Raw genomic sequence first — 26808 nt, forward strand, 5'->3', positions numbered from 1 at the left:
TCCCTAAAAGGTGGTCTTATATATGAGTGAAATAATTGCAACATATCAACTTTCTAGTAATCTTACAAATCTAGAAAAGAGAGCAGAAGGGATAGCACTTGGTTTAACAGTTGGTTCGTGGACTAACCTCCCTAGCTTAAAACAAGAGCAGCTTAAAAAACATAAGGGAAGAGTCCATTCCATTAATGAAAATGGTGAGGTTAAAATTGCCTATCCAGCAGTGAACTTTTCTCCTGACATTCCAGCTATCTTAACAACTGTGTTTGGTAAGCTTTCATTGGACGGAAAGATTAAACTTGTAGATTTAGAATTTTCGAATTCGTTGAAGAAGCATTTTCCTGGTCCTAGGTTCGGAATTGAAGGGATAAGAAAGCTGACAAATGTTTATGACCGTCCATTGCTAATGAGTATATTCAAAGGTGTGATCGGTAGAGGTATGAATGAATTGGAGGATCAATTAAGGTTACAAGCACTTGGTGGAGTCGACCTTGTTAAGGATGATGAAATCCTCTTTGAAAATGAATTGACGCCCTTTGATGAAAGGATTATCCGTGGGAAACAAATACTTGAAGAAGTATACTCCGAATCGGGAAAAAGAACTGTGTATGCAGTAAATTTAACAGGAAAAACATTTGAATTAAAGGAGAAAGCGATAAGAGCCAAAGAGCTTGGGGCCGATGCTTTACTTTTTAATGTATTTACTTATGGGTTAGACGTTCTTCAGGAATTACGGGAAGATTCAAATATCAATCTCCCTATAATGGCACATCCCTCATATAGTGGTGCTGTTGTAGCTTCACAGGAATATGGTGTTTCCTACGGGCTATTGCTAGGAAAGTTATTACGTTATGTCGGTGCAGATTTATCATTATTTCCCTCCCCTTATGGAAGTGTAGCAATCCCTAAAAAAGACGCTTTAGCCATTTCACATGAATTAACACAAGAGGATGAAAGCATGAAAAAAGCATTTCCTGTCCCATCTGCAGGTATTCACCCAGGACTCGTTCCATTATTATTTAATGACTTTGGTATTGAAAGTGTAATCAATGCAGGAGGGGGCATTCATGGTCATCCAAGAGGTGCTCATGGTGGAGGGATTGCTTTCCATCAAGCCATTTCCGCTACCATAAAAGGAGAAAGCCTGGAGGAGGCAGCATCAAACCACTTGGAGTTAGCTGAAGCCCTTCAAATTTGGGGGAGTGTGGAGGTAATAAATAAATGAGAAATCCAATGATTATTTGTGATTTTGATGGAACGATTACAGAGTCAGATAATATTATTGCGATTATGAATAAATTTGCACCAGCTGGGTGGAAAGCGATAAAAGATCAGATATTCTTAAAAGAAGTTTCCATCCAAGATGGGGTAGGGAAAATGTTTAGTCTATTATCCTCAGACTTAAAAGAAAACATTATTGATTATTTAAACCAGAATAGTAGATTTCGGGAAGGATTTACGGAATTCCTTACATTTGTAAAAAAAAACCAAATCCCTTTTTACGTCGTAAGTGGAGGAATAGATTTCTTTGTTTACAAGTTATTGGAGGATCATCTTGACCCATCTGAAATCTACTGCAACCAAGCAGAATTTAGCGGCGGGAATATTCAGATACAATGGCCTTATTCATGTGATCAACAGTGTTCAAATCAAGGTTGTGGATGCTGTAAACCGTCTGTCATTAGAAGAATGAATACAGAGGATTATGAAGTCATCGTCATTGGTGATTCGATTACCGATTTAGAAGCAGCAAAATGCGCAGATTATATTTTTGCCAGAGACTTCCTTGCAGAACAGTGTGATAAACTTGCCCTTCCTTACTCACGATTCGAAACCTTTTTTGATTGTAAAAGTGAATTGGAAAAGAGTTTGGGGGTGAAAAAGTGAAAATGAATTACGAAAATCAATGGAATGAATTAGCCGATATTAAAGATGAACTTGCACAAAGGGACTGGTTTATGGGAACTAGCGGAAATCTTGCTATAAAAGTTGAGAATTCCCCCTTGTCCTTTCTTGTTACAGCTAGTGGTAAAGATAAACGTAAAAGAACAAGTGAAGACTTTTTACTAGTTGAACAAAACGGTTTACCTGTAGAGGAGACTACGTTAAAACCCTCAGCAGAGACGCTGTTGCATTGTAAAGTTTTTCAACAAAGTAAAGCAGGGTGTTGTCTGCATGTCCATACTGTTGCAAATAATGTTATCTCAGAATTGTTCAGTGAGGAGAGGGAAGTAACCTTTAAGGAGCAGGAATTAATAAAAGCATGGGGAAAGTGGGGACAGGAAGATTCGTTAACCATTCCGATCATTTATAATTACGCCCATATTCCTCGGCTCGCAGAAGAGTTTGGTCTACATGTTAATGAAGATCATGGAGCAGTATTAATAAGAAATCACGGCATAACCGTCTGGGGAAAGAATGGCTTTGAAGCAAAAAAGCTCCTGGAGGCATGTGAATTCTTATTTCAATATAAAATTACACTTCTACAAACGAAAAGAATGGAATTATTCAATTAAGAGGAGGAAATATAATGACAATCATTAAAATTCAAGGTACTGAGACAGTAATCAACAATCAGGACAATGTTGTAGAATTTCTACAAAATCAAGGTGTTATTTATGAGCATTGGGATATTGAAAAATTACCTAATAATCTTAAGGGAAAATTCTTATTATCAGATCAAGAAAAAGAAGAGATATTATCTGTTTTTCAAGCAGAAATCAAAGACATATCAGTAAGAAGAGGTTATAAAGCATGGGATGTTATTTCTCTTTCAGATACTACCCCGAATCTAGATGAGCTTTTGAAGAATTTTAAACAAGAACATCATCATACAGATGATGAAGTTAGATTTATTGTAAACGGTCACGGAGTCTTTGTTATTCAGGGGAAGAACGGCCAATTTTTTGAGGTTCATTTAAATCCTGGAGATCTCATATCTGTTCCAGAAAATGTTCGTCATTATTTTACATTATCAGATGATCGTCAAGTTGTGGCAGTAAGGATTTTTGTGACACAAGAGGGGTGGGTTCCGATATACGAAGAAAAAAATGTGAATGCTTAAAAAATCAAGAGGTTGGCATTATGAGAATCAGGTTTTGATTCTGGGTGCATATTATGCTGAAGGCGTGAATTCAAACAGGAATTCACGCTCATTTTTGTTATGAAATTAATGTTTTTCATACTTTTGATCTGATTTCTCATTCATATGATTTCTATCAAAAGGAAATACTTGTTGTTTAGTTTGAAATATGTGCGGTAACTAGTGGTCAATGTCGCTCGTTGGCGAATCATTTTCGATGAAGGACAAAACTATACATATTTAGATAGGGACTGTCCTTCATAACGCTGATGAAGGATCAAACTGAACAAACTAGGGTATAAACTGTCTCTTATAAACTCAATATTCTTTTCGGTTGATCTAGGTAGCAATTATCTTTGAATTAGCTCCTCGTTTTAACCCTGAGAAATCATATACCTTTTTCGATATGATCATGACTGCTTGCATATCGAACCCTTGGTTTTACCTCTTACTTTTCATAGATTACCGGAATATAAAACTGAATATTCTAAATAAACAGATTCGTTTTACCGTAATTTTTGTCGAACATTTGGAGGGATATTGTTGATTAAGTTGTTCTTTTAACTTTATTTGTCTAATTTTGCGAATCTATTTACTTTTCTATTAAATGTTGTGATAATACCTAAGTAATGATTGTTACGGTTTTCGAAAAGATTAATATAAAGGGGTCTATTATGGTGATTATTTGTTCAAGCTTAAGAAAAAAGATACTAGTAAATAAAATTAAAAAAAAGAGATCACAAATGATATTTTTAGGTGGAAAATTTGGATTTACAGATAAACAAACAGTCGAATGTAGCCAAGAATTAGACAAACTATTAAATCTGTATCAGCAATATCAAAGTAAAAACGATAAGAAAGGTAAATGGTCGGTTCTTTTATTTCAATCTGAATCAAAAAAGACCGCTGATTATGTATAGCAGTCATCTTCTAAAGACTTTCAATTAAAATGATCATGAACAAAATTCCAATAATAAAGGAGAAGGTCGCATTTCTTTCGTTTCCATCACCATGACTCTCTGGTATTAACTCCTTATAAATGATAAACAGCATAGCACCAGCTGCAAAAGCTAAACCATACGGAACAAGGAAATTTACAAACGAAGTTAAGTAATATCCTAATATTCCGGTAACGATTTCGATGGCACCTGTTAAAGTAGCGATGATAAAAGCATTAAACTTTTTTATCTTTTGATTCATGAGAAATAATGCAACGAGGAACCCTTCAGGTGCATTTTGAAGTCCAATTGCAAATGCAATTAAGTTCCCCGTTTCGGACTGTTCAACTGCATAGCTCACACCAACAGAAAGTCCTTCGGGGATATTGTGTAATGTGATTGCAGCTACAATTAACATTGCTTTTTCGTCAATCTCAATACCTTTTCGTGAATGTTCTAAGTCGATATGTGGTATGTACTTTTCCATGATGGTAAGTGTTAATACACCTAAGAAAATTCCTATTAGAAGTGGAAGTATCCCACCTGCTGCAAGTGACTCAGGAATTAAGCTGAGTAAAGAAGCAGCCATCATAATCCCCGCTGTAAAGGCAAGAAGTATATCTCTCCACTTATGTGTAATTGTACCCTGTAGAAAAAGAATAAGTAATGCACCTACTCCTGTAGAAAGTGCAGACAACGTGCTACCGACTAATACCTGACTCATGTTTGTCCCAGATCCTTCCAAAAAATTGATACTTCTTATGTACTCATTATAGAAAATGATGATCCACTTACTAATAATAATTATTAAAATCTTTCTACAATATACCATGAATTAGATATAGAAGAAAAAGTTTTAACATGATCCTTAAAGAAATGGAATAGAAATAAAACCTTAGTCATAAACGAACTCGTTAAATTCTAGAGAGGCTGTCCAAAACAAAGGTTAGGATATCATATCGACTATATATAGAGGCATTAGTTGTTGCACTTCTATATGTTTGTCGAAGAATGGTTCAAGAACCTTTTTCGGAAAGCTTTTTTTTCATCTTTATTCGTGAAAAGAATAATTAAGGTCAAATGATATACTCTACCAATTATAAGGGTACTTCCATTCGGTTTTTTGTTAAAATAGACATACTAGACTAATTAAAGGGGGCCCTGGAATGAAAACAAAAATAACCATTCTTGAAACTAGTGATGTTCATGGTAATGTATATCCTATTAATTATGGAACAAATCTACCACAATCATTAGGACTCGCAAAAGCTGCATCACTTATTAAAAGGATTAAACGTGAACAATCAAATGTTATCACAATAGACAATGGTGACCTCATACAAGGAACACCCCTTACATATCACTATGTTAAAAATATGGATCAACAGTCCAATCCGATGATCGAAATACTTAATCATTTAGAATATGATGCAGCTGTTATTGGAAATCATGAGTTTAATTATGGTATGGCCACTTTAAAAAAAGCTGTAAGTCAATCAAATTTTCCTTGGCTTTCCGCTAATATTGTTCATCACTCGACAAAAGAAACATATTTTGGATTACCTTATATTATCAAATCCTTTGATAGTGGAATGAGGGTGGCAATATTGGGGGTAACGACTCACTATATCCCTAATTGGGAAAAGCCCAGTCATATTAAAGATGTCCATTTTGAAGATGCCTTACATGCAACAAAACGTTGGGTACGATATATTCATGAGGAAGAAAATCCAGACTTGTTGATTGTTTCCTATCACGGCGGAATTGAAAAAGATCTTTCAACAGGTGAAAGAACTGAGAAGGAAACAGGAGAAAATCAAGGGTATCGAATATGTATGGAAGTAGATGGAATTGATGTACTCTTAACAGGCCATCAGCATAGAAAGCTTTCCGGAGAAATAAATGGAGTAGTTGTTGTTCAACCTAGTTTCAACGGAGAATGTGTGGCGAAAGTAGACTTAGAATTGGAAAAGACAAGTGATTCTTGGAAACTCATTCATAAAGAAGCAGAGATTCTTTCAATATCAGAAGAAGTGACTGATAACGAAATAGTAAATCTTGCTTATTATTATGAACAAGAAGCACAGAAATGGCTAGACCAGCCAATTGGAAGAATAATGGGGGACATGACCATAGCAGATCCCTTTAGAGCTAGACTTGAGGAACATCCGCTTGTTGAATTTATTAATAGAGTTCAGATGCATGCTGCTGAAGTAGAAATATCAAATACTGCTTTATTTAATAATACAGCAAGAGGACTTCCGAAAAACGTAACGATGAGAGATATTGTGTCAAATTATATCTATCCTAACACACTAACGGTTCTAGAAATCAACGGGGAAGATATAAAAGCGGCACTGGAACGATCCGCTTCCTATTTTATGGTTGAGGATGATGAAACAATCGCTATAAATCCAGAATTCTCCACACCTAAACCTCAGCACTATAATTATGATATGTGGGAAGGGATTCATTATGTGATGGATATTGCACGTCCCATTGGAGACAGAATTGTGAGCCTTAGCTTTAAGGGTGAGCCGATTAATAAAGAAAAAATATACAAAGTCGTCATGAATAATTACCGTGCAGGAGGCGGTGGTGAATATCGAATGTTCCAAGGAAAGAAAATAGTAAGGGAAGTACAAATTGATATGACAGAGCTATTGGCAAATTATTTTCTTGAACATAAAGAGATTAAAGCAGAAGTGAATCATAATTGGAAGGTTGTAATAAATGGAAAAGGACACAATTGACAGTTCCTTTTCACTTTTGTATAATAGTTTGAAATTGAGATATTTATACATTTAAAGGAATGAATACATGATGAGTGAAAGAAATGACATTGAACAATCATTAAAACTATTTATCGTCCTATCAAGAGCCTTTAAGGCAATAAATGAAGAAGTAAATAAATTTATCCAAGAGAAAGACTTAAATCCAACAGAATTTGGAGTCCTAGAACTTCTCTATCACAAAGGAGATCAACCTCTTCAACAAATAGGTGGAAAAATACTATTAGCAAGTGGGAGTATTACCTATGTAGTAGATAAGCTTGAGAAAAAAGGGCTTATTAAGCGTGTGGCATGCCCTAACGATCGCAGGGTCACCTACGCTCAGATTACTGAAAGTGGTAAAGAGTTCATTGCTGAAATATTCCCTGAGCATGAGGAGAGGATTCATAAACTTATGTCAGTTATTAGTAATGAAGAGAAGGATATTGCTATTAATTTGTTAAAGAAAGTAGGACTTTCTATAAAAGATCTGTCCTATTAAATTCGACCTCGATTCGAGGTTTTTTTTATTTTTGGCTGTTTCTAAAAGTTTGTTGCTACCTAAGATCAGTCGGAAATACATCTTATTAGCTGCGGGTTAAATAACAACAATCATGACGAATAGAGCCTTATTTTTAAAATAATGAATGGTTTTACTAATAAAAAGGATGTTCGCTTCAATTGATAGAGGAGTTTGAGAAGCTGTTATCGAATATTATGGAGAGAATAGGAGGCAAAAAAATGAAATTTGAACAATTTAGATACGAAAGACCCGTATTAGAGGAAGTGGAAAGTGAATTTAAAAATATGCTTAAAGAATTTAAAGAATCTACAACATTAGAAGAGTGCGAAACCTTAATGAAGGAGATTAACTCCATCCGAAATCGAGTAGATACAATGGTTAATATTTGTTACATACGTCACACTATTGATACCAATGATGAATTCTATCAAACTGAACAAGATTATATGGATGAATTACAACCTTCAATTCAGGGGCTAGTTTCAGAATATTATCGTGCACTTATTGATTCTCCCCATAGAAAATCCTTAGAGGATAAATGGGGAAGTCAATTGTTTGATTTAGCGGATGCAGAGTTGAAGACATTTTCTCCAGAAATTGTACCTCTATTGCAAAAAGAAAATAAATTGTCTTCACAATATACTAAGCTTTTGGCTTCGGCGAAAATTCAATTTAAAGGGAAAGAATATACACTTGCACAGCTTCAACCATTCACAGAATCAAAGGATAGGGAAATTAGAAGAGAATCTAGTGAGGTAAGGATTGCATTCTTTCAAGAGCATGAAAAAGAGCTGGACACTATTTTTGATGAATTAGTTAAAGTAAGAACGGATATTGCTCAGAAGCTTGGGTATAAGAACTTTGTTGAGTTGGGCTACTATCGTATGACACGAACTGATTATAATGCAGAAATGGTAAAAGTATTTCGCGACCAAGTAAAAGAACATGTCGTACCATTAGCGACTGAATTGAAAAAAAGGCAAAAGAAAAGAATTGGAATAGATCATTTAAAATATTTTGATGAAGGTTTTGAATTTGACAGTGGAAATGCGACACCTAAAGGTTCTGCACAGTGGATTATGGAAAACGGCCAAAAAATGTACAAGGAGTTATCTCCTCAGACAGATGATTTTTTCTCTTACTTAATTAATAATAACCTAATGGATTTAGAGGCGAAGAAGGGGAAGGCAGGAGGTGGCTATTGTACGTATATAAGTGATTACAAGGCACCATTTATTTTCTCTAACTTTAATGGAACATCAGGTGATATCGATGTTCTAACTCATGAAGCTGGTCACGCATTTCAGGTGTATTCTAGTAAAGATTTTGAGATCCCTGAATATATTTGGCCAACCTATGAAGCTTGTGAAATTCATTCCATGAGTATGGAGTTTCTTACATGGCCTTGGATGGAACTTTTCTTTGAAGAAGAAACGGAAAAATATAAATTCTCACATTTGAGCAGTGGGTTATTATTTCTACCTTATGGAGTGGCGGTAGATGAATTCCAGCACTATGTATATGAAAATCCAAATGCTACTCCTCAAGAAAGAAAAATTAAATGGAGGAAATTAGAAGAAAAGTATTTACCTCATAAAGATTACGACGGGAATGAATATTTAGAATCAGGTGGGTATTGGCAAAGACAGAGTCATATTTATACAACACCATTTTATTATATTGATTATACTTTAGCTCAAATTTGCGCTTTTCAATTTTGGAATAAATCGAATGAGGGAGAAGCGGTTTGGGATGATTATCTATCTCTCTGTCGTTTAGGAGGAAGTCAATCTTTCTTAAACCTAGTTAAATCAGCTAACCTTTTATCACCATTCGAAGAAGGCTCTGTACATTCGGTTGTTGAGCCAATTCGAAAGTGGCTAGAAAAGGTGAATGACAGAGAATTGTAAAATGAAGATATAGTAATATGAAAGGAATATATTTAAGGTTGTATTTGGATAAAAAAGTGTAAAGGTTGTAACCGTAAAGATAAAGACAAGCCAGATAGAGGAGGATAGACACTCCTTTTATCTGGCTTATCTTATGCTTGTCAGGTAACGACAGGATGGGGAGAGAAAAGCGATGCCACTTATCTTTTCATCCATTATCCAAGGAAATTACTCTTTTTTTAAGAATTTTTTATTTGGACGATTCATAATTCAATTCATTTTTGTTAGTAGTTGATTTATGTAAGGAAGCTTGATTACAATGTGGGTCCCATTATCATTACTATCGATGATTTCTAATTTACCACCATGCTGACCAATGATTTTTTGAGTGATCATTAATCCTAAACCCGTACCATTTGATTTTGTAGTAAAGAAAGGGGTTCCCACTTTTTCAATAATCTCTTTCGGTATTCCTACACCATTATCGATGATATTAATTTCTAATTCATTTTTTTTCACACAAGAAATTTTCACTTGGCCGTTTTCAGTCCCTTGAACGGCTTCGAGTGCATTTTGAAGCAAATTAATAAATGCTTGTTTCAATTGATTTGGATCACATTCGAGCATAATCTCTTCCTTACTGTTCTCATATATCAAATCTACCTTTTTCATTTTTGATTGAGATTCATAGAGGAGGATCACATCTTCAAGTAAATGATGTACTGATTTACGTTCTAACTGAACTTTTAAAGGCTTTGCAAGCAATAAAAATTCATTTAAGATTCCATTCATTCGTTCCACTTCATTATGGATAATACTGAAGTACTGTGGTCGGAAGCTATTCTGTTCCTTCATGACCTGAAGAAATCCTGAGATAACAGTTAAAGGATTACGAATTTCATGAGCAATACCAGCAGCCATTTGCCCGCTTGTTTTTAATTTTTCGGAATTCGTAACATACTCTTCCATTTGCCTCTTCTCAGTGATATCACGAATGATGACAGAGTAGGATGAAAGCTGTTCATCTTCATTCATTAATGGGGCAAACGAGCAATCAAGTATTTTTATATCGTAATTAATGGGAAACGTCAATTCTAACTCTAATACCTTAGGAGCTGTTTTCCAATCATGATCAATAGCAGAGATCATTTTATTATACGATGTATACTTGTTCGATCGAGTAAAGAAAAGAGTTTTAAAACGATTATTAGCTTTTAGGACGTGATGGTCTGGATCAACAATAGCAAATGCTTCGTTTGAATTGTCAAAAAAAGCATCAAGCGATGTACGAGTTGATTTCAGTTCAAGTTTAGCTTGTTTTTCGTTAAAGTATGCTTTTTCATAGAGAGTATTAGCAAATTTAATAAAGAGCAAAACGACAATTGTAATAAATATGGCTAATAATATTATGTATGGAAATTCAAGCATGCTTACATTCGAAATCATCTCTTTACCCAAGTATAAAGGAAGTATAATCATTGTAGATATTGTAAGTATGCTTGAATATAATACCACTCTAATAGACTGATAGAATGCAGACACAATCACAACAAAAAGGAAAAATAGATAATTAATTAAATCGGGCACGATGATATTAAGATAAACAAAATAAATATAGATTGATAAAATAGTCAAACACATTTTTTTAACTGGAGAGATCTTAAATTTTACAGAAGTAAAAAAATAATTGACAGAATGGGGCCAACTGGCGGCCATAGAAATAGCCATCCCCCTTCTACAAAGGTATAAAACATAGTATCAATGATATAGATAGGAAAAAGTATGTATATAATTAGTTTATTTCTGTCCTCAATAAGCTGATGCCGTTCCATGAAATTAGTACCTCACTTTATCTAATACAATCCTCTGTTAAATTTTAGCTAAAAATAGTGATTAGGGCAATGTATATACATAAAATCATTGATATTATTGTTATTGTCGAGGAAATTCAGGAATAATTTTGGGTGGTAAATTTAACTCCTTAATCTATAACGAGGGCTGTGAAGAAAAAACCTGGTACTTTTGTCTCGTACCAGGATAATAATGATTATTTGATTTGAATTTGTCCTTTTTCTAGAGAAACGTTAAGGCTATTAGTTTCTGGAGAATCCAATAAAATATCAGCAATCGAATCTTCTATTTTTTCTTGGATCACTCTTCTTAATGGTCTTGCCCCGTATACAGGATGGTAACCTAGTTCTACAATTTTTTCTTTAACTTCTTGATTGACAGATAAAGTGATATTTTGCTCGTAAAGAGTATCTTTTAACTCATTTAATAATATTTCTACAATGGAAAGTAAAGACTCTTTGGATAATGAGTTAAACTCAATAATGTTATCAAGTCGATTTAAAAATTCTGGTCTGAAATATTGAGTTAGAGAAGCTAAAACAGTTGATTCTTGGATTGCGCCAGTTTCAAATCCTACTGTATTGTTTTTTACTTCAACACCTGCATTACTTGTCATTACGATAACCGTTTCTTTAAAGCTAACAGTACGACCTTGGCTATCGGTTAAACGACCATCTTCAAGAATTTGTAGGAACATATGCTGTACATCAGGATGGGCTTTTTCTATTTCATCCAATAAAATAATACTATACGGATTACGTCGAACCTTTTCAGATAATTGTCCTGCCTCTTCGTGTCCGACATATCCAGGAGGCGACCCAATTAGTTTTGATACACTATGCTTTTCCATAAATTCACTCATATCGAGACGGATGAGGGCTTCCTTTGATCCAAATAACTCTTCTGCCAGCGTTTTTGTTAACTCTGTTTTTCCTACTCCAGTAGGTCCTACAAATAGGAATGATCCAATTGGACGATTTTTCGATTTTAATCCTGCACGACTACGGCGAATTGCTTTTGCCACTTTTTCGACTGCCTCATTTTGCCCAATTACATTTTTGTTTAAATTTACTTCTAGGTGTTTCACTTTTAATTGTTCGTCGCTTTGAAGCTTGCCAACTGGAATACCTGTTTTCTTTTCAATTAACTCCTGAATATGAAAAATCGTTACTTGAGGGCGTATCTGTTCTGTTCCTTCCTTCGTTTGATGTACTATTTCAAGTTCTTCATCTCTTAATTTTGCAGCTAATTCGTAATTTTCGTCTGCTAAAGCTTTCTGTTTCTCAACTTCTATTCGTTTTAGACGTTCATTATTGCTTCTATTGTCTTTTATAGTTAAATTTAATTTTGACCCCGCTTCATCTAACAGGTCAATGGCTTTATCAGGTAAGAAACGATCTTGGATATAACGATGAGAAAGATTTACACATGCCTTTAATGCATCCTCGTGAAAGGAGACGTTATGATAATCTTCATATGTTCCTTTTAATCCATAAATAATTTCTAACGCTTCATTTGGAGACGGTTCATTAACCTGTATTGGTTGAAAACGTCTTTCAAGGGCTGCATCCTTCTCAATTTGGCGATACTCTTTTAGTGTCGTCGCTCCTACAATCTGTAATTCACCCCGAGCAAGGGCGGGTTTAAGAATGTTGCCTGCATCCATGCTTCCCTCTGCAGAACCTGCCCCTACTAGTAAATGAATTTCATCAACAAATAATATAACGTTTTCTTGTTTTTGAACTTCAGAGATTAATTGTTGCATTCTTTCTTCAAATTGCCCACGGACACCTGTATTTGCTACTAGAGACGAAACATCCAATAAATAAACTTGTTTGTTTATAAGTTTTGAAGGAACATCACCATCAGCAATACGATTTGCTAGACCTTCAGCAATGGCTGTTTTTCCTACACCAGGTTCTCCAATAAGTACCGGGTTATTCTTATTTCTACGATTTAGAACCTCAATGACTCGTTCAATTTCATTATTTCTACCTATTACAGGATCGATTAATCCTTTTTTTGCTATTGAGGTTAAATTTCGTCCAAATTGATCCAAGAAGGAATTATTTTGAGTCTCTTCTGTTTGTACACTAGATGACATTTTAGGAAAACCATTATTTTTAAATAATCCCTCAAAATCTGAAAAGTTTTGGCCATTTAGATTCGTTGGGAAGGCTCCAGTACCAATTTTCTTTTTTGTTTGTTGATAACAACTAGTACATAAGTGCATTTCTTTGTTTTGACCGTTTATATTTAAATGAAGGTTAATATTTGCTTTTCTTTCTTGACACTGCTGACATAACATCAACAAAACCTCCTATATCATATTTGACTTTGATTATCTTTGACCAATCGACCAAGAAAAAGTGTCAGCGAAAAATTTGACTATTCCTGACCTTTGACTTCATTATAATTTGACTATCTTTGACTTTCAAGTATTTGAACCTAGGAAATTATTACCTTAATCAAAGAGAGGAGTCCATGGATGAAATGAGATGATAGACGATACAGTTTTTTTCGTACTTCTGATTTTGATTGCTTGTACATAAGGTAGATGTATAAGGAAATTTAGGCGGTGGTTAAAGGTTGAATCGATTATCAGGAGCTTTCCAAATAGCAGCTGTTTATGTAGGAACTGTTATTGGAGCAGGATTTGCAACAGGAAGAGAAATAGTTGAATTCTTTACCAGGTTTGGCTTTATTGGATTATTAGCCATCCTCATGAGTGGATATTTATTTATTGTACTGGGAACTAAAATGATGATTAAAGCTCACCAACTAAAAGCATCTTCTTATGAGGAATTGAACGAATATTTATTTGGTAAATGGCTTTCGAAATTTATGAATTTGTTGATGATGTTTATGTTGGTTGGTGTTACGGCAGTTATGCTTTCTGGTGCTGGTGCGGTATTTCAAGAACAGCTTGAGTTTCCGAAGCAATGGGGTGTATTATTAACAATTTTCCTTGGCTTTATTGTTATGGCCGTGGGAACAAAAGGGCTATTTGCCGTTAATTCATTTGTTGTGCCCATCATGATTCTCTTTAATCTAATCCTTATGCTTCATTCAGTAAATGACTCTGAATTTCTTGAAACGCTTCTTATCATTCCACACGTTGATGATGGTTGGAAATCAGTCATAGCTCCCTTTTCGTATGTAGCTTTTAATCTTTCCATGGCATCAGCTGTTTTAGTCCCCATTGCGGGGGAAGCAGATGATCTTAAAACGATACGATATGGTGGAATTATTGGAGGTGTTCTTTTAACCATTATTCTCATCTCTAGTCATTTTACACTTGTAATGATTCCAAATTTAACTTTATATCAAATTCCAATGGCAGTCGTTGTAAAAGGGATGGTTCAGGGTATTTACTTTATTTATATTTTCATCATTTATGGGGAAATTTTCACTTCTGTAATAGGGGGAGTATTTGGTTTAGAAAAACAATTAAGCCAATATTGGAGCGGATCTAGATTATGGGTGTTTAGTTTAATTTTTTTAATGATCTATTTATTAAGTTTATTTGAATATAGTCAGTTGTTGGCCTATTTATATCCCCTATTCGGCTATTTAAGCTTAATTTATATTGTCCTACTATGGATGAAACCGCGGATACAATCATAATGGTGACAATCGAAAACTATTGATCCATAAATCATTTCAAGAGAGAGAGTTGAGTATACCTATATCTTTTTTACTCATGGTAAATTGAACCCTGTGAGACTGGAGCATAAACAAAGTATGAGTTTAATTTTGATAAAAAACGTTCAAGATAACAATGAAGGAGGGATAACGTTGACGAAATCTAAAAAAGAGAAAGAAAGACAATGGGATGTAAGAAAGCAAGATCAAAATTCGCATGGGAAAGTAGAATCATTCAAGCAATTAGCTGAAGAACCGCTTGAAAAGAGTACAGAAAAGCATTAATAATCATTTTGTCAAAATAATGAGTGGAAAGGGAGTGACACTTTATCTGGTCAGTCCCTTAAGCTTTGTAATGATTGATTATTGATTAATGAGTTATGCTCATCAACTAGATCGAATAGGCTATGCCTGAACAATCTTATAGTTTTTATGGTTGACTACGGTTTTTTCTTCTAGTTCAAGATCACGATAGTTTTCCATATATGTTAAATCAACTATAACAGAGTTTTCGTTTACTTTTTCAACAATCCCTCTTAATCCTTCTTTAAATTCAATTAAGTTTCCTACCTCTGCTTTTTTCAAGAACAATCTCCCCTTCTCACTATAATCAACATACAATTAATAACAGTTTGCCTTAAGATTGTAAAAAGGTAAAGTATTTTGTTAGAATTCAGTGAATTTTTTTAACTATTTTCATTTTACTAATAAATGATTATCCTTGTAGTGTATGTAAAAGAAATGAAGGGAGAAAGAAAGCTATTGGATAAAGATACAATCGTAAGCTTGCTTGAAGGTTTAAGAAAAAGAGAAACGGAAGAAATTACAATAGCCAAAGAGGATTTTCTTGATTTTCGTAGTGTGCTTGTTAAGGAACCAGATTTTAAGCATTTTAGGGGGATTGCACAGCATGGTGGAAGTGTTATTTATCGCTTTTTAAATGAGCCAAGGAGCTAGACGGAAGAGGCTAAGCCGCTTCAAAATATAGGGAAGTTCTGTCGAGGAGTGATCCTTATAAATTTAAAAGTTCGTAATAAGGATATGTCTAAATATACTCGGAATTTCCCTGAAAATATGGGTACACTTATTATATGGGAATATATATTTGCTTTTCCCTACATTATCATTAGCCTAGCACCAGAAGAGTCCAAGGCACTTCCTATTAAAAGAAATTAGAGTTCTCTTATTTAAAGATTGTTGTTTTTTAAGAACACAAATTTTTGTAAAAGGTTGGAGTGGAAACCAACTAACTCCTTTTCTAATAACAGCAGTGTTTACGAAAACAGCCTATAAAAAAGCAGTGTAGTGGAAACGATTTCCGAATGAAATTAATCGATTTCCTTGTTATCTTAAGAAAGAAATTCGATTATGGAGGTTGATACATATGCTAATTAAAAAAGGAGTACTACTTACCATTGCGGCTGCTTCTATATTTGCATTTCAGACAAAGGAAGCCTCAGCTAATTCGGTGTATACAGTAAAAGAGGGAGATAGCCTTTGGAACATTGGAAAAGAGTATGGAGTATCAGTTGTTGATTTAAAAAATGTTAATCAATTAGAATCTACTAAAATTTATCCTGGTCAAAAATTCACATTACCATCTTCTATTTCTAGTGAAGATAGACAATTACTAGCGCAATTAGTGCATGCAGAAGCGAAAGGCGAACCATATGCTGGTAAGGTGGCTGTTGCGACAGTTGTTCTTAATAGAGTGGATCATGGAGATTTCCCTGATTCAGTGAAGGAAGTCATCTATCAAAAAGTAAATGGTCATTATGCATTTACTCCTGTTCAAACAGGAACCATAAATGAAAGAGCTACTCAAGAAGACTATGAGGCTGTCAATGAAGCTCTAGCATTTAACGGTCAAGGGCAGGGATCTGTCTTTTTCTATAACCCTGATACATCCAGTAGTAAATGGGTATTTTCGCGCCAAACAACTATAACAATCGGTAATCATGTATTTGCTAAATAATAAATCAGGAACCACAATAATATGGGGAAATAATGTGGTTCCGACTATTAGTTATGATTTTCTAAGCAAAAATAAATTTAACACCCCAATGAGAAAAATAAAAATAAGACTCACCAATAAATTTGAATCCATTCAATCACTCCAACCAGTTTTAGTAAAATAATAAGTGTTGAATGTACGATTTATATTATGAAAGTCTTAAAATTTTGTAAATTATTTCAATTTTCATAATAAGTCGATAGTATAGTTCCTTTTTATTGTTCTAATCTATCAATTCTTACATAGAATTTACTAGAAAAGTAGAAAGGGGCTATGGAGATGAAAGTTGAGGTTGAACAAGCGATTAGGGTGAAAAGTATCGCACTTGATATTGTTGAAGAGGTAATGAAAGACCAATCTCGATTCAATGAAAAAGATTTAAAACATGCTACTGAACTTCTAGCTAGATGTGTTTGTGATATGGTGAATCTATATACTGGTCTATCAGAAGATCATGAAACGACATTAAAAGGAACAGTGACAAAGGCAAAAGTAAGTTACAATTCGATTATGACCTACAAAAAACATTTTGTTTAATGGTGGCTGTTTTCTAAAAGATTGTTTTTTTAAGAACTTAAATTTCTGTAAAAAGGTGGGTCTTCGCTGCAGGTACCAGCTTCTGAGGGAGTAGCGGGACTGTGAGACCTAAGCAAGAGCAGGGCGATGAGTATGCTCACCGCCCACCCCGCGGAAAGGGAGATCTTTCCGCACCAACCATTTAACTTCTTTTTAAATAACAACTATCTTTTTACGAAAACAGCCTTATTTTAAAATTATCAACTTCATTTTATTGAAAGCTTTTGAAATACATAGGAAGTTGCTTTTTTAGGAAGTAAAAAGTGGTAAAATAGTAAATGGAAAGAATAAATGCAAATTCATAGTGGAAAATAGTGAACATAACTTTACAATATGATGAAATACTAAAAAAAAGTAGGCAATTCAATTGTCTATCTTACTATCCCGTGCTATTCTTTTTAAATGAAAAGGCTTATCTTACTATTTTTCTTCATTCATTTTTGATTAGATTTAACTATAATCATTGACGAAGTGGTGAAGATTAGATAATTTAATGAAGCAAGTAAAATTATATATCTAAGGAGTAGATTATTTATGGCACAAAAACAATTTACAGTTACAGCAGATACTGGAATTCATGCACGTCCAGCTACACTACTAGTTCAAACAGCAAGCAAGTTTGATTCTGAGGTTCACTTACAATACAAAGAAAAAAAAGTTAACCTTAAATCCATCATGGGTGTTATGTCTCTAGGTGTTGGTAAAGATGCTGAGATCACAATTATTACTGAAGGAAGCGACGAAAACGAAGCATTAAACAGCTTAGAAGAAACACTTAAAAAAGAAGGTTTAGCTGAATAATGTCTAGTATTTTAAAAGGAATTGCTGCTTCTAATGGAATCGCAATTGCAAAAGCTTATCGCTTAGTTGAACCGGATTTATCATTTGAAAAAAAGTCCGTTGATTCTGTTGATCAAGAAGTTGAGCGCTTTCAAAAAGCTTTAAGTACATCAAAATCAGAATTAGAAGCAATTAGAGATAAAGCAAATGAAGATCTTGGAGCTGATAAAGCTGCCATTTTTGATGCCCATCTTTTAGTTTTAAGTGATCCTGAGTTAGTAACTCCTATCGAAGATAAAATTAAAAGCGATAGTGTTAACGCTGAATATGCGTTAAAAGAAACTGCAGATATGTTTATTTCTATGTTTGAAAGTATGGATAATGAATATATGAAAGAACGTGCTGCAGATATTCGTGATGTAACAAAACGGGTGCTTTCTCATTTGTTAGGGGTACAAATTTCAAACCCGAGCATGATTTCAGAGGAAGTTATCATAATTGCTGAAGACTTAACACCTTCAGATACAGCTCAACTAAATCGTCAGTTTGTTAAAGGGTTCACGACTGATATCGGAGGAAGAACATCACATTCTGCGATTATGGCGAGATCTATGGAAATACCAGCTGTCGTGGGAGCAAAATCAGTAACTTCTGAAATAGAAAATGGCGATACCATAATTGTCGATGGATTAAATGGTGAAGTACATATTAATCCTACTAAAGAAATCGTTGAGGAATACGAAAGAGAACAGGCTAGGTACGAAGACCAAAAAGCGGAATGGGCGAAGCTTATTAATGAAAAGACTGTTTCATCAGATGGTCACCATGTTGAGCTAGCTGCGAATATTGGAACTCCAAAAGACCTTGAAGGTGTCAAAAATAATGGCGGGGAAGGAATCGGCTTATATAGAACAGAATTTCTTTATATGGGAAGAAATGAATTACCTAGTGAAGACGAACAATTTGAAGCATATAAAGCCGTTTTAGAAGGATTAGAAGGAAAGCCAGTTGTTGTCCGTACACTTGATATTGGAGGAGACAAAGAGCTTCCATATTTGAATCTTCCAAAAGAAATGAATCCTTTCCTTGGATTCCGTGCTATTCGGTTATGCCTAGAGAAACAAGGTATTTTCCGAACACAGCTTAGAGCATTGCTTCGTGCAAGTCAGTATGGAAATTTGAAAATCATGTTCCCTATGATCTCGAATTTAGATGAGTTCCGTGAAGCTAAAAGTATTTTAGAAGAAGAGAAAGAAAAGCTTGTTACAGATGGGATAAAAGTAGCAAATGATATTGAGGTTGGAATTATGGTGGAAATTCCTTCGACCGCAGTAATGGCGGATATCTTTGCTAAAGAAGTTGATTTTTTCTCAATTGGAACAAACGATTTAATTCAATATACAATGGCAGCTGACCGTATGAATGAAAGAGTTTCATACTTATATCAGCCATATAATCCAGCCATCTTAAGATTAGTTAAAATGGTGATTGACGCCGCTCATAAAGAAGGTAAATGGGCAGGCATGTGTGGAGAAATGGCCGGCGATGAAATAGCTGTTCCAATACTACTCGGCTTAGGACTTGATGAATTTTCAATGAGTGCAACTTCTATATTGAAAGCACGTTCACAAATTCTTCGATTAAGTAAAAGTGAAATGCAAAAGCTTGCTGAAGAAGTTCTAAATCTCCAAACGAATGAACAAGTCATTGAGACAGTAAAAAAATTCACAAAAAAATAATTCATAAAGTGTTATCGGGAAATAATGAGGGTAAAGTAATACTGCCCGTTACGGTAGAACTTAGATAGCCTTTTCATTCTCATTTTATCCCCTTTTTTGAACCAGGTGTAGAGGTGCATCTGGTTCTTTTTTCTTTCTTCCAAAATAAAATCGGGAGATGAAAGTTGGTTCACTGTTTTATTAGGATAGGTTAATTATAAAGGATGTAAGCGCTTTTTTAAAGTATATTAGAAAAATATTTTTAGGATATTTTTTAAAGGTGATAACAGGGAGTATATTTTCTGATAATGCTTTGAATAACTTTGAAGATGTTAAAGAAAAATAAGGAGGATCGTTGCGTAATAAGGAGGGATGATAAAATGGCTAAAAGAACAAAGAAAAATGATCCGGCGCAAAAAAATAAAAAAGGATTCGACTCTGCTGTTATAAATGAAGAGTTTGCGCATGAAATTGGAAGTGCAACAACTAATAAAATTCATAAAGATAAAGCCAAAAAAGAAAAAGCATCTAAAAATAATGGTGAATTTAAAGGCTAAAAAGTGGGGCAACTAAAAAAGTCAAGGCTTTCCCAAAATAGGTTCCGAACCAAGTAGAAGTTCCAGACACCATTCATTTGGGACAGCCTTGAAGTTACTAGAAGTTATTTAGATATGACTCAATTCTATTTAACCCTTCCTCTAACAACTCTTTAGAACAAGCGTAGGATATTCGTATATAACCTTCTCCTAGAGGGGAGAAAGCATTCCCAGGAACGACTCCAACCTTATGGGATTGTGCTAATTCTAAAGCAAATGTTAGTGAATCTTTTTTGATTGATTCTGGGATTTTAACAAAGAAATAAAAGGCACCGTCTGGATTTACAACTTTAAATCCCATACCTAACAATCTTCGATACGCATAATCTCTTCGCTGTTTATACGTTTTCTTCATTTTTACTCCATCATCTGCTCCTTTAGTTAATGCTGCATACGCTGCCTTTTGGGATATAGAGGAAGCACATGAAACATTATATTGATGGACTTTTAAAATATGCTGCAATAATTCCTCAGGTGCAGATAAAATTCCGATTCTCCAGCCCGTCATTGAATGTGATTTAGATAATCCATTAATAACAATTGTTTGTTTTCTCAATAATTTTGCGATTGAGGTATGTTGTCGATCGAATGTCAGTTCACTATAAATTTCATCAGCTAAAATAAATATATTCTTATCCCTAATAAAGTTTGCAATCTCACCTAATTCTTCTTCAGTCAAGCTTACGCCAGTAGGATTTGATGGGTAAGGGAGTATGATACATTTTGTTTTTGCAGTAATAGATTCTTCTAGAATTTGTTTTGTTAATTTAAATTTAGTATTTCTTGTATCTGCGTATATTGGAGTTGCATTGCATAGGGTAATGATAGGCTCATAGCCTGGATAAACAGGTCCTGGTAATATGACTTCATCCCCAGGAGACAGGATCGTCCGTAATGCTGCATCGATTGCCTGTGATGCACCATTAGTAATAATCACTTCATTTAAATTATATGTAAGGTCATATTTATTTTTTAAATAAAGCGCCGCTGCTTCTCTAAGCCCAGGGAAGCCAGCATTATGGGTATAATTCGTAAATCCTTCGTCAATAGCTTCTTTGGCAGCTTCTTTAATATGTTGTGGCGTTTGAAAATCTGGCTGCCCAATTGTTAAAGAAATCATGTCTTCAATGCCGGAAATCATATTGAAAAAACGCCTGATGCCTGAAATTTGGATGCTCTTTACGTTTTGATTAATCAAATGTTCCATTATTAACACCTTCTTTTTTCTAACCTTTTCATTATTTTACATTAAAAAAGAGTAGTTGACGATTGATAGAAGTGATTAATCATATAAAAAAGATATTAAAAAGAATATCGTTTGTTGTAGCAAAGATAATGCTTTGAATAATGTATAAATTGAAAGTCGGGAATTCGTAAAGAGAAATTGAAAAGACAGGGTTTTTAGGCTTGAGAGTCGAGAAAGTTTCCAATAATCCATAGAACAAGCCATTTACCTGTCTTTTTATTTATTGCTTTTAGTGCTGATTTCCTTGTTTTCATAATAAATTATATTAAGTTTTTGTAAAAGAAAAGGAAAATAGGAACAAAAAGTGGAAAGGGTATAGGTCAAAGAGAGGGGGAGTAAGGATGGGATTTCAACAACCAAGACCACAGATTGAAAAACCCAAAAGTAATTTTAAGCTGTTATTTACATTACCAATCATATCTTGGGCATTGTACGATTTTGCGAATACAATATTTTCTTCGAATATTAATACGATATTCTTTCCTTTCTATTTGCAGGAAGTGGTTGGAGAAAATGAAGTTCTTAATCAAATAGCAAGTACTTTTATTTCATATGCTAATGCATTTGCTAGCTTTTTATTAGTTTTATTCTCACCTTTATTCGGAGTAATGATTGACCGTACAGGCAGAAGAAAGAAGTATATTATGATTTTTACCTTGATTGCAGTGGCAGGCACTTTTCTAATGGGTGTCTTTGGAGGTCTTAAATCGAATACAGAGATATTTGGGTTACCAATCACTTTAACGATGGTTATAGTATTGTTTATTTTATCAAAATTCTTTTATCATTCAAGCTTAGTATTTTATGATTCAATGATTGGTGATCTAGGTAAAAAGGAAGAGATACCAGTTATTTCTGGATTTGGTGTGGCAGTAGGCTATTTGGGGACATTGCTCGGACTTACCGTTTATCTTTATGTTGGGGATTCAGGCTTCCATGAAGCCTTCATACCAACCTCACTATTATTTTTATTGTTCTCTTTGCCTTTATTCATTTTTATTAAAGAAAAACCGAACCCGCCAAAAACGAAACAATCATTTCTTTCCGGTTATAGAGAGATCATTACAACATTTAAAGAGATGAAATCGTTTAAAGGTGTCTTTACTTTCATGGTTGCGTATTTCTTCTTAAATGATGCAATTGCCACAACGATTGCCATGATGGCAGTCTATGCTAAGGCTATAGTCGGTTTTTCAACATCAGAATTCATATTGCTTTATTTAGTATCGACCGTTTCAAGTGTCATTGGTTCCTTTATTTTTGGCTTAATAACTAGACAGGTTGGTGCTAAGCGAGGTGTAGCTTATGTAGGGTGGTTAATGCTCCTATCTCTTACCATTGCTGTGTTTGCATACAGTGAATGGATGTTTTGGGTTGCGGGCAGTATGTTTGGAGTAGCACTTGGGTCTATGTGGGTTACGTCGCGAACGCTAATTGTAGAGCTGACACCAACGGAGAAAAGAGGTCAATTCTTTGGATTGTTTGCTTTTTCTGGTAAGGTGTCAAGCATCCTTGGACCACTAATATATGGAAGCATTACACTCGCATTTTCCAGCTACGGTAATCTGGCAAGTCGCTTAGCGTTAGGATCATTAATCATCATGACGATTATTGGATTAATTTTTCATGCAAGAGTGAAGGAAACTAATTAATAAGTAAATAACGAATATAAGGGTTGTCCCAAAATGGTTCCGGAACTATTCTGATCTTCCATTGATAGAAGATGTGGTTCTCGACACCTGATTTTGGGGCAGCCCTTTTTGATTAATGGTTGGTTTCTAAAAGATTGTTGTTTTCAATTAACAAACAATGCATTCGAATACACTCTAATTAAAAATAATAAGGTAAAACTATTGACGAGAATGATTATCGTTTATATAATATAAAACGTATTAAATAATAATAATTATAAATAAAAAATTACTATAATTAATAGGAGTGAAATGAAATGAAATTACGAACTGAAATGCCAGAATTGACAGGAGCAACTAAATGGATTAATGAAGAGTTGACAAAAAATGATTTAACAGGGCATAAGCCAACACTTATTCATTTTTGGTCAGTTAGTTGCCATCTTTGTAAAGAAGCTATGCCGGAAATCAATGATTTAAGAGATGAATATGAGGATGAGCTAAATGTTGTAGCCGTTCATATGCCACGTTCTGAAGACGATCTTGATATAGGGGTTATTGAACAAATGGCATTAGGTCATGATATTACACAGCCAATCTTCGTTGACAGTGATCATAAATTAACAGATGCTTTTGAAAATAAATATGTACCAGCATACTATGTGTTTGATGAGGAAGGAAAGCTTCGTCACTTTCAAGCAGGTGGAAGTGGTATGAATATGTTACGTAAAAGAATTAATCGTGTACTTGGGACTGAAAAATAAGAATCTGACAAAGCGAAGAATCACTAGGGAAATTTTTATAACCGTGCTTGTTTCAAATGGTATTATATATGCTTTTTAATAGCCAATCGACAAATCGGGAATTAAATCGTGTCCTTTCTCTGAAGACCTCTAGCTTAATAGTAAAAAAACTAGAAAAAAAATCCTTCATTTAAAGAATTTCCCTTCCCAGCATGATATATTATAGAAAAAGTGAGGAAGGTGTCAATTTGTGAAAGAGGAGAAAGGGATTCTATTAAAGAGTGGAACTAATGAGTTGGAGATTGTTGAATTTGAAGTAGGAGGCAGTCGATTTGGTATCAATGTCATCAAGGTCAAGGAAATTATTCAACCAATTCCAGTTACTCATATTCCCCATTCACACCTTAATGTTGAGGGAATCATCCAGCTTAGGGGAGAAGTATTACCAGTTATAGATATGTCAAAGGTTCTACAATTATCTCCCCTAAGTGATTCAAATCAAGCTAAATTTATAGTATCAGAGTTTAACAAGCAGAAAGTCGTATTTCATGTCAATAATGTCATACAAATACATAGAATTTCATGGGATCAAATTGAAAAGCCCTCTGACATGTATCAAGGAGGAGCATCCAAGATTATCGGAGTCATAAAGCGTGATAACAAAATGATTTTACTACTAGATTTTGAGAGTGTTATGGTTGAAATCAATCCTGAATCAAGTATTCAAATGAAGGACTTGAAAAAGCTAGGGAAAAGAGAGAGGATACATAAGAAAATCGTAGTTGCAGAAGATTCTCCTTTATTAAGGAAACTACTGATCGATACATTATCAGAAGCAGGCTATTTGGATGTAGATTTTTTTGAAAATGGTCATGATGCGTTTAAATATCTTGAATCATTAGCTGAAGATTCTAAAGCAATTGAAGAGAAGGTCCAGTTAGTCATAACCGATATTGAAATGCCGCAAATGGACGGGCATCACCTTACTAAAAAAATTAAGAATCATGAAGCTTTACATAAGTTACCATGTATTATCTTTTCTTCCTTAATTACTAAAGATCTCAAACATAAAGGAGAAATGGTAGGGGCAGAAGATCAGGTAAGTAAGCCAGATATTGCTGAACTTGTACTGAAGGTTGATCAGTATATCCTTTAGTCAAAGTGATAATATAAATAAACTAAAAAGGATTCCTCAAGAGAAATCCTTTTTTACTTTGACGAATATTTGCGTTAATGCGCTAAAATGTTGAGAGAAAAATTAGAAGAAACTATCACCGAGTTTCTTAAATACAGGTTTATTATATTTATTTGATGTTGGCTTTTTCCTATTGTTGGAATTCTTCTCAACTATGCCTGTATACCCTTCAAGTATTGATTTCGCTTCAGATAAACTCATTCGACATTTAGGATTTCTTGATTTCTTATTTAGGTTACCTAAGTGTGGTAATTCTTCGAAATCCTTTTTCATAGGAGGTATATGGAAGGTATATTCTCCACATGATACTAGGACGTCTGATTGCTGCTGGCTATATTTTGGATTATTAGAAAAATGTAGACCGACTTTATGGGCCTTGCCTTCTTTGATCATTTTTAATAGGGCTTGTTTTTTTAAATAATAGAGATATCCGGGATTAATAGCTGTTTTAGCATGTCGATTTACTGTAAAAATGGCTTTAGAGAGGTTTATTACAGTAGCGGATAGGGGAGAGGATTGATTTGGATTCCGCAAATTAATAACTCCTTTCGAAATAATTTTATAATACTATTATACATTTTAATCGTATGAATGGGAAGTTCAGTAGGATTTTTGCTTAGAAAACACGGATTTCTAAAGGGGAAATGAATTTTCTTAATAAAATAAATTAATAAAAATCGCTGTTTTCGAAACATTGCTGTTATTTGAAATGGGGTTAGTTGGTTGGAGCAGAAGGATCTCGCTTTCCGCGGGGGGGTGGTGAGCCTCCTCGTCGCCTTGCTCCTGTTTGGGCTTCACCTGTCCCGCTACTTCCACAGGAGTCTAGTACCTGCAGCGATGGACAACCTTTTTACAAAAATTTTGGATCTATAAAAACAACAATCTTTTAGAAAACAGCCATAAAAAACAAAAGAAGATTTAAATGTGAATAAACCTGTCAGAGTGATTACACCATTTTAATCTTATGAGGATGAGAAAGAACATTCGTAGGAGGATTAAAAAATAAAAACGGGGAAGCTCTTGAAGTGTAGAACCCCCGTTTTAGATCTTTGTTTTTCTATTATTTTGGGTATACATTTATATTTTCTGTAACACTGTATGGAGCATTTCCTCCTCCACTGTAATTTGAATATGGTCCAGCTCCATATGGTGCACCGCCATAAGCTCCAGGACCATATGGTGCTCCTCCATAAGCTCCTGGTCCATATGGCGCGTATGGAGGATAATAAGGAGGGCAACAAGGTCGACCGCCAAATCCGCCCCACAGGAATGGGCTAATGGCAAGCCCTGCTAAACCACCTGCTATAAATGGAAGTCCGAAGAATGGAAAGAATCTTTGGTTTCCGCCTCTCATTGGATATCCCATATTTGGATAATAATAAGGGGGCTGGTACATAATACATACCTCCTTTCTTTATACACCTAGTTTATGGATACTTTTGCTATATGCGCCTGTACTTCTTATTGTTGGGCACAGTCTGCGGTATAAGAAATCTGATAAATCTAGATTAATTGACAACTATTCTTGCCCTTTCCCTTCCAATGGGAGTAAATAAATTGAAATATCCACGAATAAATGAGTATATAATAAGTTATTAGAATACGTAACTAGA

At 34.5% G+C, this 26808-nt stretch carries 26 protein-coding genes; 19 read left to right on the forward strand and 7 right to left on the reverse strand.

Going from position 1 to position 26808, the window contains the following annotated elements; translation table 11 throughout:
* Positions 1-22 precede the first annotated feature (22 nt).
* The 5 genes from JOC86_RS15440 to JOC86_RS15460 all read left to right on the forward strand — a co-directional run bounded on the left by JOC86_RS15440 (position 23) and on the right by JOC86_RS15460 (position 3999).
* Positions 23-1222 (forward strand): 2,3-diketo-5-methylthiopentyl-1-phosphate enolase, encoded by a 1200-nt coding sequence (locus JOC86_RS15440; RefSeq protein WP_205173814.1) that lies wholly within the window; start codon positions 23-25, stop codon positions 1220-1222.
* Positions 1219-1884 carry a 2-hydroxy-3-keto-5-methylthiopentenyl-1-phosphate phosphatase gene (locus JOC86_RS15445; RefSeq protein ID WP_205173815.1) on the forward strand — a complete coding sequence of 222 codons (666 nt, stop codon included), beginning with the start codon at positions 1219-1221 and terminating at the stop codon, positions 1882-1884. The genes JOC86_RS15440 and JOC86_RS15445 overlap by 4 nt, the downstream gene beginning before the upstream one ends.
* Positions 1885-1886: 2 nt before the next feature.
* Positions 1887-2513 carry a methylthioribulose 1-phosphate dehydratase gene (locus JOC86_RS15450; RefSeq protein ID WP_205174243.1) on the forward strand — a complete coding sequence of 209 codons (627 nt, stop codon included), beginning with the start codon at positions 1887-1889 and terminating at the stop codon, positions 2511-2513.
* A gap of 14 nt (positions 2514-2527) precedes the next feature.
* Positions 2528-3061 (forward strand): 1,2-dihydroxy-3-keto-5-methylthiopentene dioxygenase, encoded by a 534-nt coding sequence (locus tag JOC86_RS15455; RefSeq protein WP_205173816.1) that lies wholly within the window; start codon positions 2528-2530, stop codon positions 3059-3061.
* 692 nt (positions 3062-3753) lie between these two features.
* Positions 3754-3999 carry an aspartyl-phosphate phosphatase Spo0E family protein gene (locus JOC86_RS15460; RefSeq protein ID WP_205174244.1) on the forward strand — a complete coding sequence of 82 codons (246 nt, stop codon included), beginning with the start codon at positions 3754-3756 and terminating at the stop codon, positions 3997-3999.
* Between the two features lie 10 nt (positions 4000-4009).
* Here JOC86_RS15460 and JOC86_RS15465 read toward each other — a convergent pair whose 3' ends face one another.
* A complete protein-coding gene (locus JOC86_RS15465) occupies positions 4010-4741 on the reverse strand; it encodes a ZIP family metal transporter (protein ID WP_205173817.1) in 732 nt (243 codons plus the stop codon).
* Positions 4742-5183: 442 nt separating this feature from the next.
* Between JOC86_RS15465 and JOC86_RS15470 the strand changes: the two genes are divergently transcribed.
* The 3 genes from JOC86_RS15470 to JOC86_RS15480 all read left to right on the forward strand — a co-directional run bounded on the left by JOC86_RS15470 (position 5184) and on the right by JOC86_RS15480 (position 9221).
* On the forward strand, positions 5184-6770 hold the full coding sequence (locus tag JOC86_RS15470; protein ID WP_205173818.1) for a bifunctional metallophosphatase/5'-nucleotidase: 1587 nt from the start codon (positions 5184-5186) through the stop codon (positions 6768-6770).
* 70 nt (positions 6771-6840) lie between these two features.
* Positions 6841-7290 (forward strand): MarR family winged helix-turn-helix transcriptional regulator, encoded by a 450-nt coding sequence (locus JOC86_RS15475; protein ID WP_419096078.1) that lies wholly within the window; start codon positions 6841-6843, stop codon positions 7288-7290.
* A 239-nt stretch (positions 7291-7529) separates the two neighbouring features.
* Positions 7530-9221: a M3 family oligoendopeptidase gene (locus tag JOC86_RS15480; RefSeq protein ID WP_205173820.1), complete on the forward strand. Its 1692-nt coding sequence runs from the start codon at positions 7530-7532 to the stop codon at positions 9219-9221.
* Between the two features lie 249 nt (positions 9222-9470).
* On the opposite strand, the gene JOC86_RS15485 is transcribed toward JOC86_RS15480, so the two are convergent.
* Both JOC86_RS15485 and JOC86_RS15490 read right to left on the reverse strand, forming a co-directional pair.
* Positions 9471-10679, reverse strand: coding sequence for an ATP-binding protein (locus JOC86_RS15485; RefSeq protein ID WP_205173821.1), 1209 nt, complete (start codon positions 10677-10679; stop codon positions 9471-9473).
* Positions 10680-11247: 568 nt separating this feature from the next.
* Positions 11248-13359 (reverse strand): ATP-dependent Clp protease ATP-binding subunit, encoded by a 2112-nt coding sequence (locus JOC86_RS15490; RefSeq protein ID WP_205173822.1) that lies wholly within the window; start codon positions 13357-13359, stop codon positions 11248-11250.
* A gap of 281 nt (positions 13360-13640) precedes the next feature.
* Here JOC86_RS15490 and JOC86_RS15495 point away from each other — a divergent pair, with 281 nt between their 5' ends.
* A complete protein-coding gene (locus tag JOC86_RS15495; RefSeq protein WP_205173823.1) occupies positions 13641-14678 on the forward strand; it encodes a YkvI family membrane protein in 1038 nt (345 codons plus the stop codon).
* Between the two features lie 171 nt (positions 14679-14849).
* Positions 14850-14981, forward strand: coding sequence for a DUF6254 family protein (locus JOC86_RS24740; RefSeq protein ID WP_239587635.1), 132 nt, complete (start codon positions 14850-14852; stop codon positions 14979-14981).
* A gap of 120 nt (positions 14982-15101) precedes the next feature.
* Here the strand turns inward: JOC86_RS24740 and JOC86_RS15500 are convergent, their stop codons facing one another.
* A complete protein-coding gene (locus tag JOC86_RS15500) occupies positions 15102-15281 on the reverse strand; it encodes a YkvS family protein (RefSeq protein ID WP_205173824.1) in 180 nt (59 codons plus the stop codon).
* A 156-nt stretch (positions 15282-15437) separates the two neighbouring features.
* On the opposite strand from JOC86_RS15500, the gene JOC86_RS15505 reads away from it, so the two are divergent.
* The 6 genes from JOC86_RS15505 (at position 15438) to JOC86_RS15530 (ending at position 20341) form a co-directional block, all read left to right on the forward strand.
* A complete protein-coding gene (locus JOC86_RS15505) occupies positions 15438-15653 on the forward strand; it encodes a hypothetical protein (RefSeq protein WP_205174245.1) in 216 nt (71 codons plus the stop codon).
* Positions 15654-16080: 427 nt separating this feature from the next.
* Positions 16081-16671 (forward strand): cell wall hydrolase, encoded by a 591-nt coding sequence (locus JOC86_RS15510; RefSeq protein WP_205173825.1) that lies wholly within the window; start codon positions 16081-16083, stop codon positions 16669-16671.
* Positions 16672-16989: 318 nt separating this feature from the next.
* Positions 16990-17247: a hypothetical protein gene (locus JOC86_RS15515; RefSeq protein ID WP_205173826.1), complete on the forward strand. Its 258-nt coding sequence runs from the start codon at positions 16990-16992 to the stop codon at positions 17245-17247.
* Between the two features lie 573 nt (positions 17248-17820).
* Complete coding sequence (locus JOC86_RS15520; protein ID WP_205173827.1) at positions 17821-18087, forward strand: phosphocarrier protein HPr; 267 nt, start codon at positions 17821-17823, stop codon at positions 18085-18087.
* Positions 18087-19805 carry a phosphoenolpyruvate--protein phosphotransferase gene (gene ptsP, locus JOC86_RS15525; RefSeq protein ID WP_205173828.1) on the forward strand — a complete coding sequence of 573 codons (1719 nt, stop codon included), beginning with the start codon at positions 18087-18089 and terminating at the stop codon, positions 19803-19805. The genes JOC86_RS15520 and ptsP overlap by 1 nt, the downstream gene beginning before the upstream one ends.
* A gap of 359 nt (positions 19806-20164) precedes the next feature.
* Positions 20165-20341, forward strand: coding sequence for a hypothetical protein (locus JOC86_RS15530; RefSeq protein ID WP_205173829.1), 177 nt, complete (start codon positions 20165-20167; stop codon positions 20339-20341).
* 97 nt (positions 20342-20438) lie between these two features.
* Here the strand turns inward: JOC86_RS15530 and JOC86_RS15535 are convergent, their stop codons facing one another.
* Entirely contained in the window at positions 20439-21587 is a 1149-nt protein-coding gene (locus tag JOC86_RS15535) for an aminotransferase A (protein WP_205173830.1), read from the reverse strand.
* A gap of 380 nt (positions 21588-21967) precedes the next feature.
* On the opposite strand from JOC86_RS15535, the gene JOC86_RS15540 reads away from it, so the two are divergent.
* The 3 genes from JOC86_RS15540 (at position 21968) to JOC86_RS15550 (ending at position 25156) form a co-directional block, all read left to right on the forward strand.
* A complete protein-coding gene (locus JOC86_RS15540; protein ID WP_205173831.1) occupies positions 21968-23278 on the forward strand; it encodes an MFS transporter in 1311 nt (436 codons plus the stop codon).
* 296 nt (positions 23279-23574) lie between these two features.
* Positions 23575-24021, forward strand: coding sequence for a TlpA family protein disulfide reductase (locus JOC86_RS15545; RefSeq protein ID WP_205173832.1), 447 nt, complete (start codon positions 23575-23577; stop codon positions 24019-24021).
* Positions 24022-24250: 229 nt separating this feature from the next.
* On the forward strand, positions 24251-25156 hold the full coding sequence (locus JOC86_RS15550) for a chemotaxis protein CheW (RefSeq protein ID WP_205173833.1): 906 nt from the start codon (positions 24251-24253) through the stop codon (positions 25154-25156).
* 102 nt (positions 25157-25258) lie between these two features.
* Here the strand turns inward: JOC86_RS15550 and JOC86_RS15555 are convergent, their stop codons facing one another.
* Positions 25259-25729: a YkyB family protein gene (locus JOC86_RS15555; protein ID WP_239587636.1), complete on the reverse strand. Its 471-nt coding sequence runs from the start codon at positions 25727-25729 to the stop codon at positions 25259-25261.
* 526 nt (positions 25730-26255) lie between these two features.
* Positions 26256-26591: a hypothetical protein gene (locus JOC86_RS25345; RefSeq protein ID WP_419096079.1), complete on the reverse strand. Its 336-nt coding sequence runs from the start codon at positions 26589-26591 to the stop codon at positions 26256-26258.
* Positions 26592-26808 lie beyond the last annotated feature (217 nt).

The organism is Rossellomorea pakistanensis (assembly GCF_016908495.1).
Classification (GTDB): domain Bacteria; phylum Bacillota; class Bacilli; order Bacillales; family Bacillaceae_B; genus Rossellomorea; species Rossellomorea pakistanensis.

Bases quoted from the DNA above. Each gene is read 5' to 3' on its own strand.
- JOC86_RS15540 (WP_205173831.1), top strand. From the start codon at position 21,968: ATGGGATTTCAACAACCAAGACCACAGATTGAAAAACCCAAAAGTAAT.
- JOC86_RS15515 (WP_205173826.1), top strand. From the start codon at position 16,990: ATGAAAGTTGAGGTTGAACAAGCGATTAGGGTGAAAAGTATCGCACTT.
- JOC86_RS15440 (WP_205173814.1), top strand. From the start codon at position 23: ATGAGTGAAATAATTGCAACATATCAACTTTCTAGTAATCTTACAAAT.
- JOC86_RS15455 (WP_205173816.1), top strand. From the start codon at position 2,528: ATGACAATCATTAAAATTCAAGGTACTGAGACAGTAATCAACAATCAG.
- JOC86_RS15510 (WP_205173825.1), top strand. From the start codon at position 16,081: ATGCTAATTAAAAAAGGAGTACTACTTACCATTGCGGCTGCTTCTATA.
- JOC86_RS15505 (WP_205174245.1), top strand. From the start codon at position 15,438: ATGAAGGGAGAAAGAAAGCTATTGGATAAAGATACAATCGTAAGCTTG.
- JOC86_RS15480 (WP_205173820.1), top strand. From the start codon at position 7,530: ATGAAATTTGAACAATTTAGATACGAAAGACCCGTATTAGAGGAAGTG.
- JOC86_RS15520 (WP_205173827.1), top strand. From the start codon at position 17,821: ATGGCACAAAAACAATTTACAGTTACAGCAGATACTGGAATTCATGCA.
- JOC86_RS15545 (WP_205173832.1), top strand. From the start codon at position 23,575: ATGAAATTACGAACTGAAATGCCAGAATTGACAGGAGCAACTAAATGG.
- JOC86_RS15485 (WP_205173821.1), bottom strand. From the start codon at position 10,679: ATGATTATACTTCCTTTATACTTGGGTAAAGAGATGATTTCGAATGTA.
- JOC86_RS15475 (WP_419096078.1), top strand. From the start codon at position 6,841: ATGAGTGAAAGAAATGACATTGAACAATCATTAAAACTATTTATCGTC.
- JOC86_RS15490 (WP_205173822.1), bottom strand. From the start codon at position 13,359: ATGTTATGTCAGCAGTGTCAAGAAAGAAAAGCAAATATTAACCTTCAT.
- JOC86_RS15535 (WP_205173830.1), bottom strand. From the start codon at position 21,587: ATGGAACATTTGATTAATCAAAACGTAAAGAGCATCCAAATTTCAGGC.
- JOC86_RS15460 (WP_205174244.1), top strand. From the start codon at position 3,754: ATGGTGATTATTTGTTCAAGCTTAAGAAAAAAGATACTAGTAAATAAA.
- JOC86_RS15530 (WP_205173829.1), top strand. From the start codon at position 20,165: ATGGCTAAAAGAACAAAGAAAAATGATCCGGCGCAAAAAAATAAAAAA.
- JOC86_RS15465 (WP_205173817.1), bottom strand. From the start codon at position 4,741: ATGAGTCAGGTATTAGTCGGTAGCACGTTGTCTGCACTTTCTACAGGA.
- JOC86_RS15445 (WP_205173815.1), top strand. From the start codon at position 1,219: ATGAGAAATCCAATGATTATTTGTGATTTTGATGGAACGATTACAGAG.
- JOC86_RS15470 (WP_205173818.1), top strand. From the start codon at position 5,184: ATGAAAACAAAAATAACCATTCTTGAAACTAGTGATGTTCATGGTAAT.
- JOC86_RS15450 (WP_205174243.1), top strand. From the start codon at position 1,887: ATGAATTACGAAAATCAATGGAATGAATTAGCCGATATTAAAGATGAA.
- JOC86_RS25345 (WP_419096079.1), bottom strand. From the start codon at position 26,591: ATGTACCAGCCCCCTTATTATTATCCAAATATGGGATATCCAATGAGA.
- ptsP (WP_205173828.1), top strand. From the start codon at position 18,087: ATGTCTAGTATTTTAAAAGGAATTGCTGCTTCTAATGGAATCGCAATT.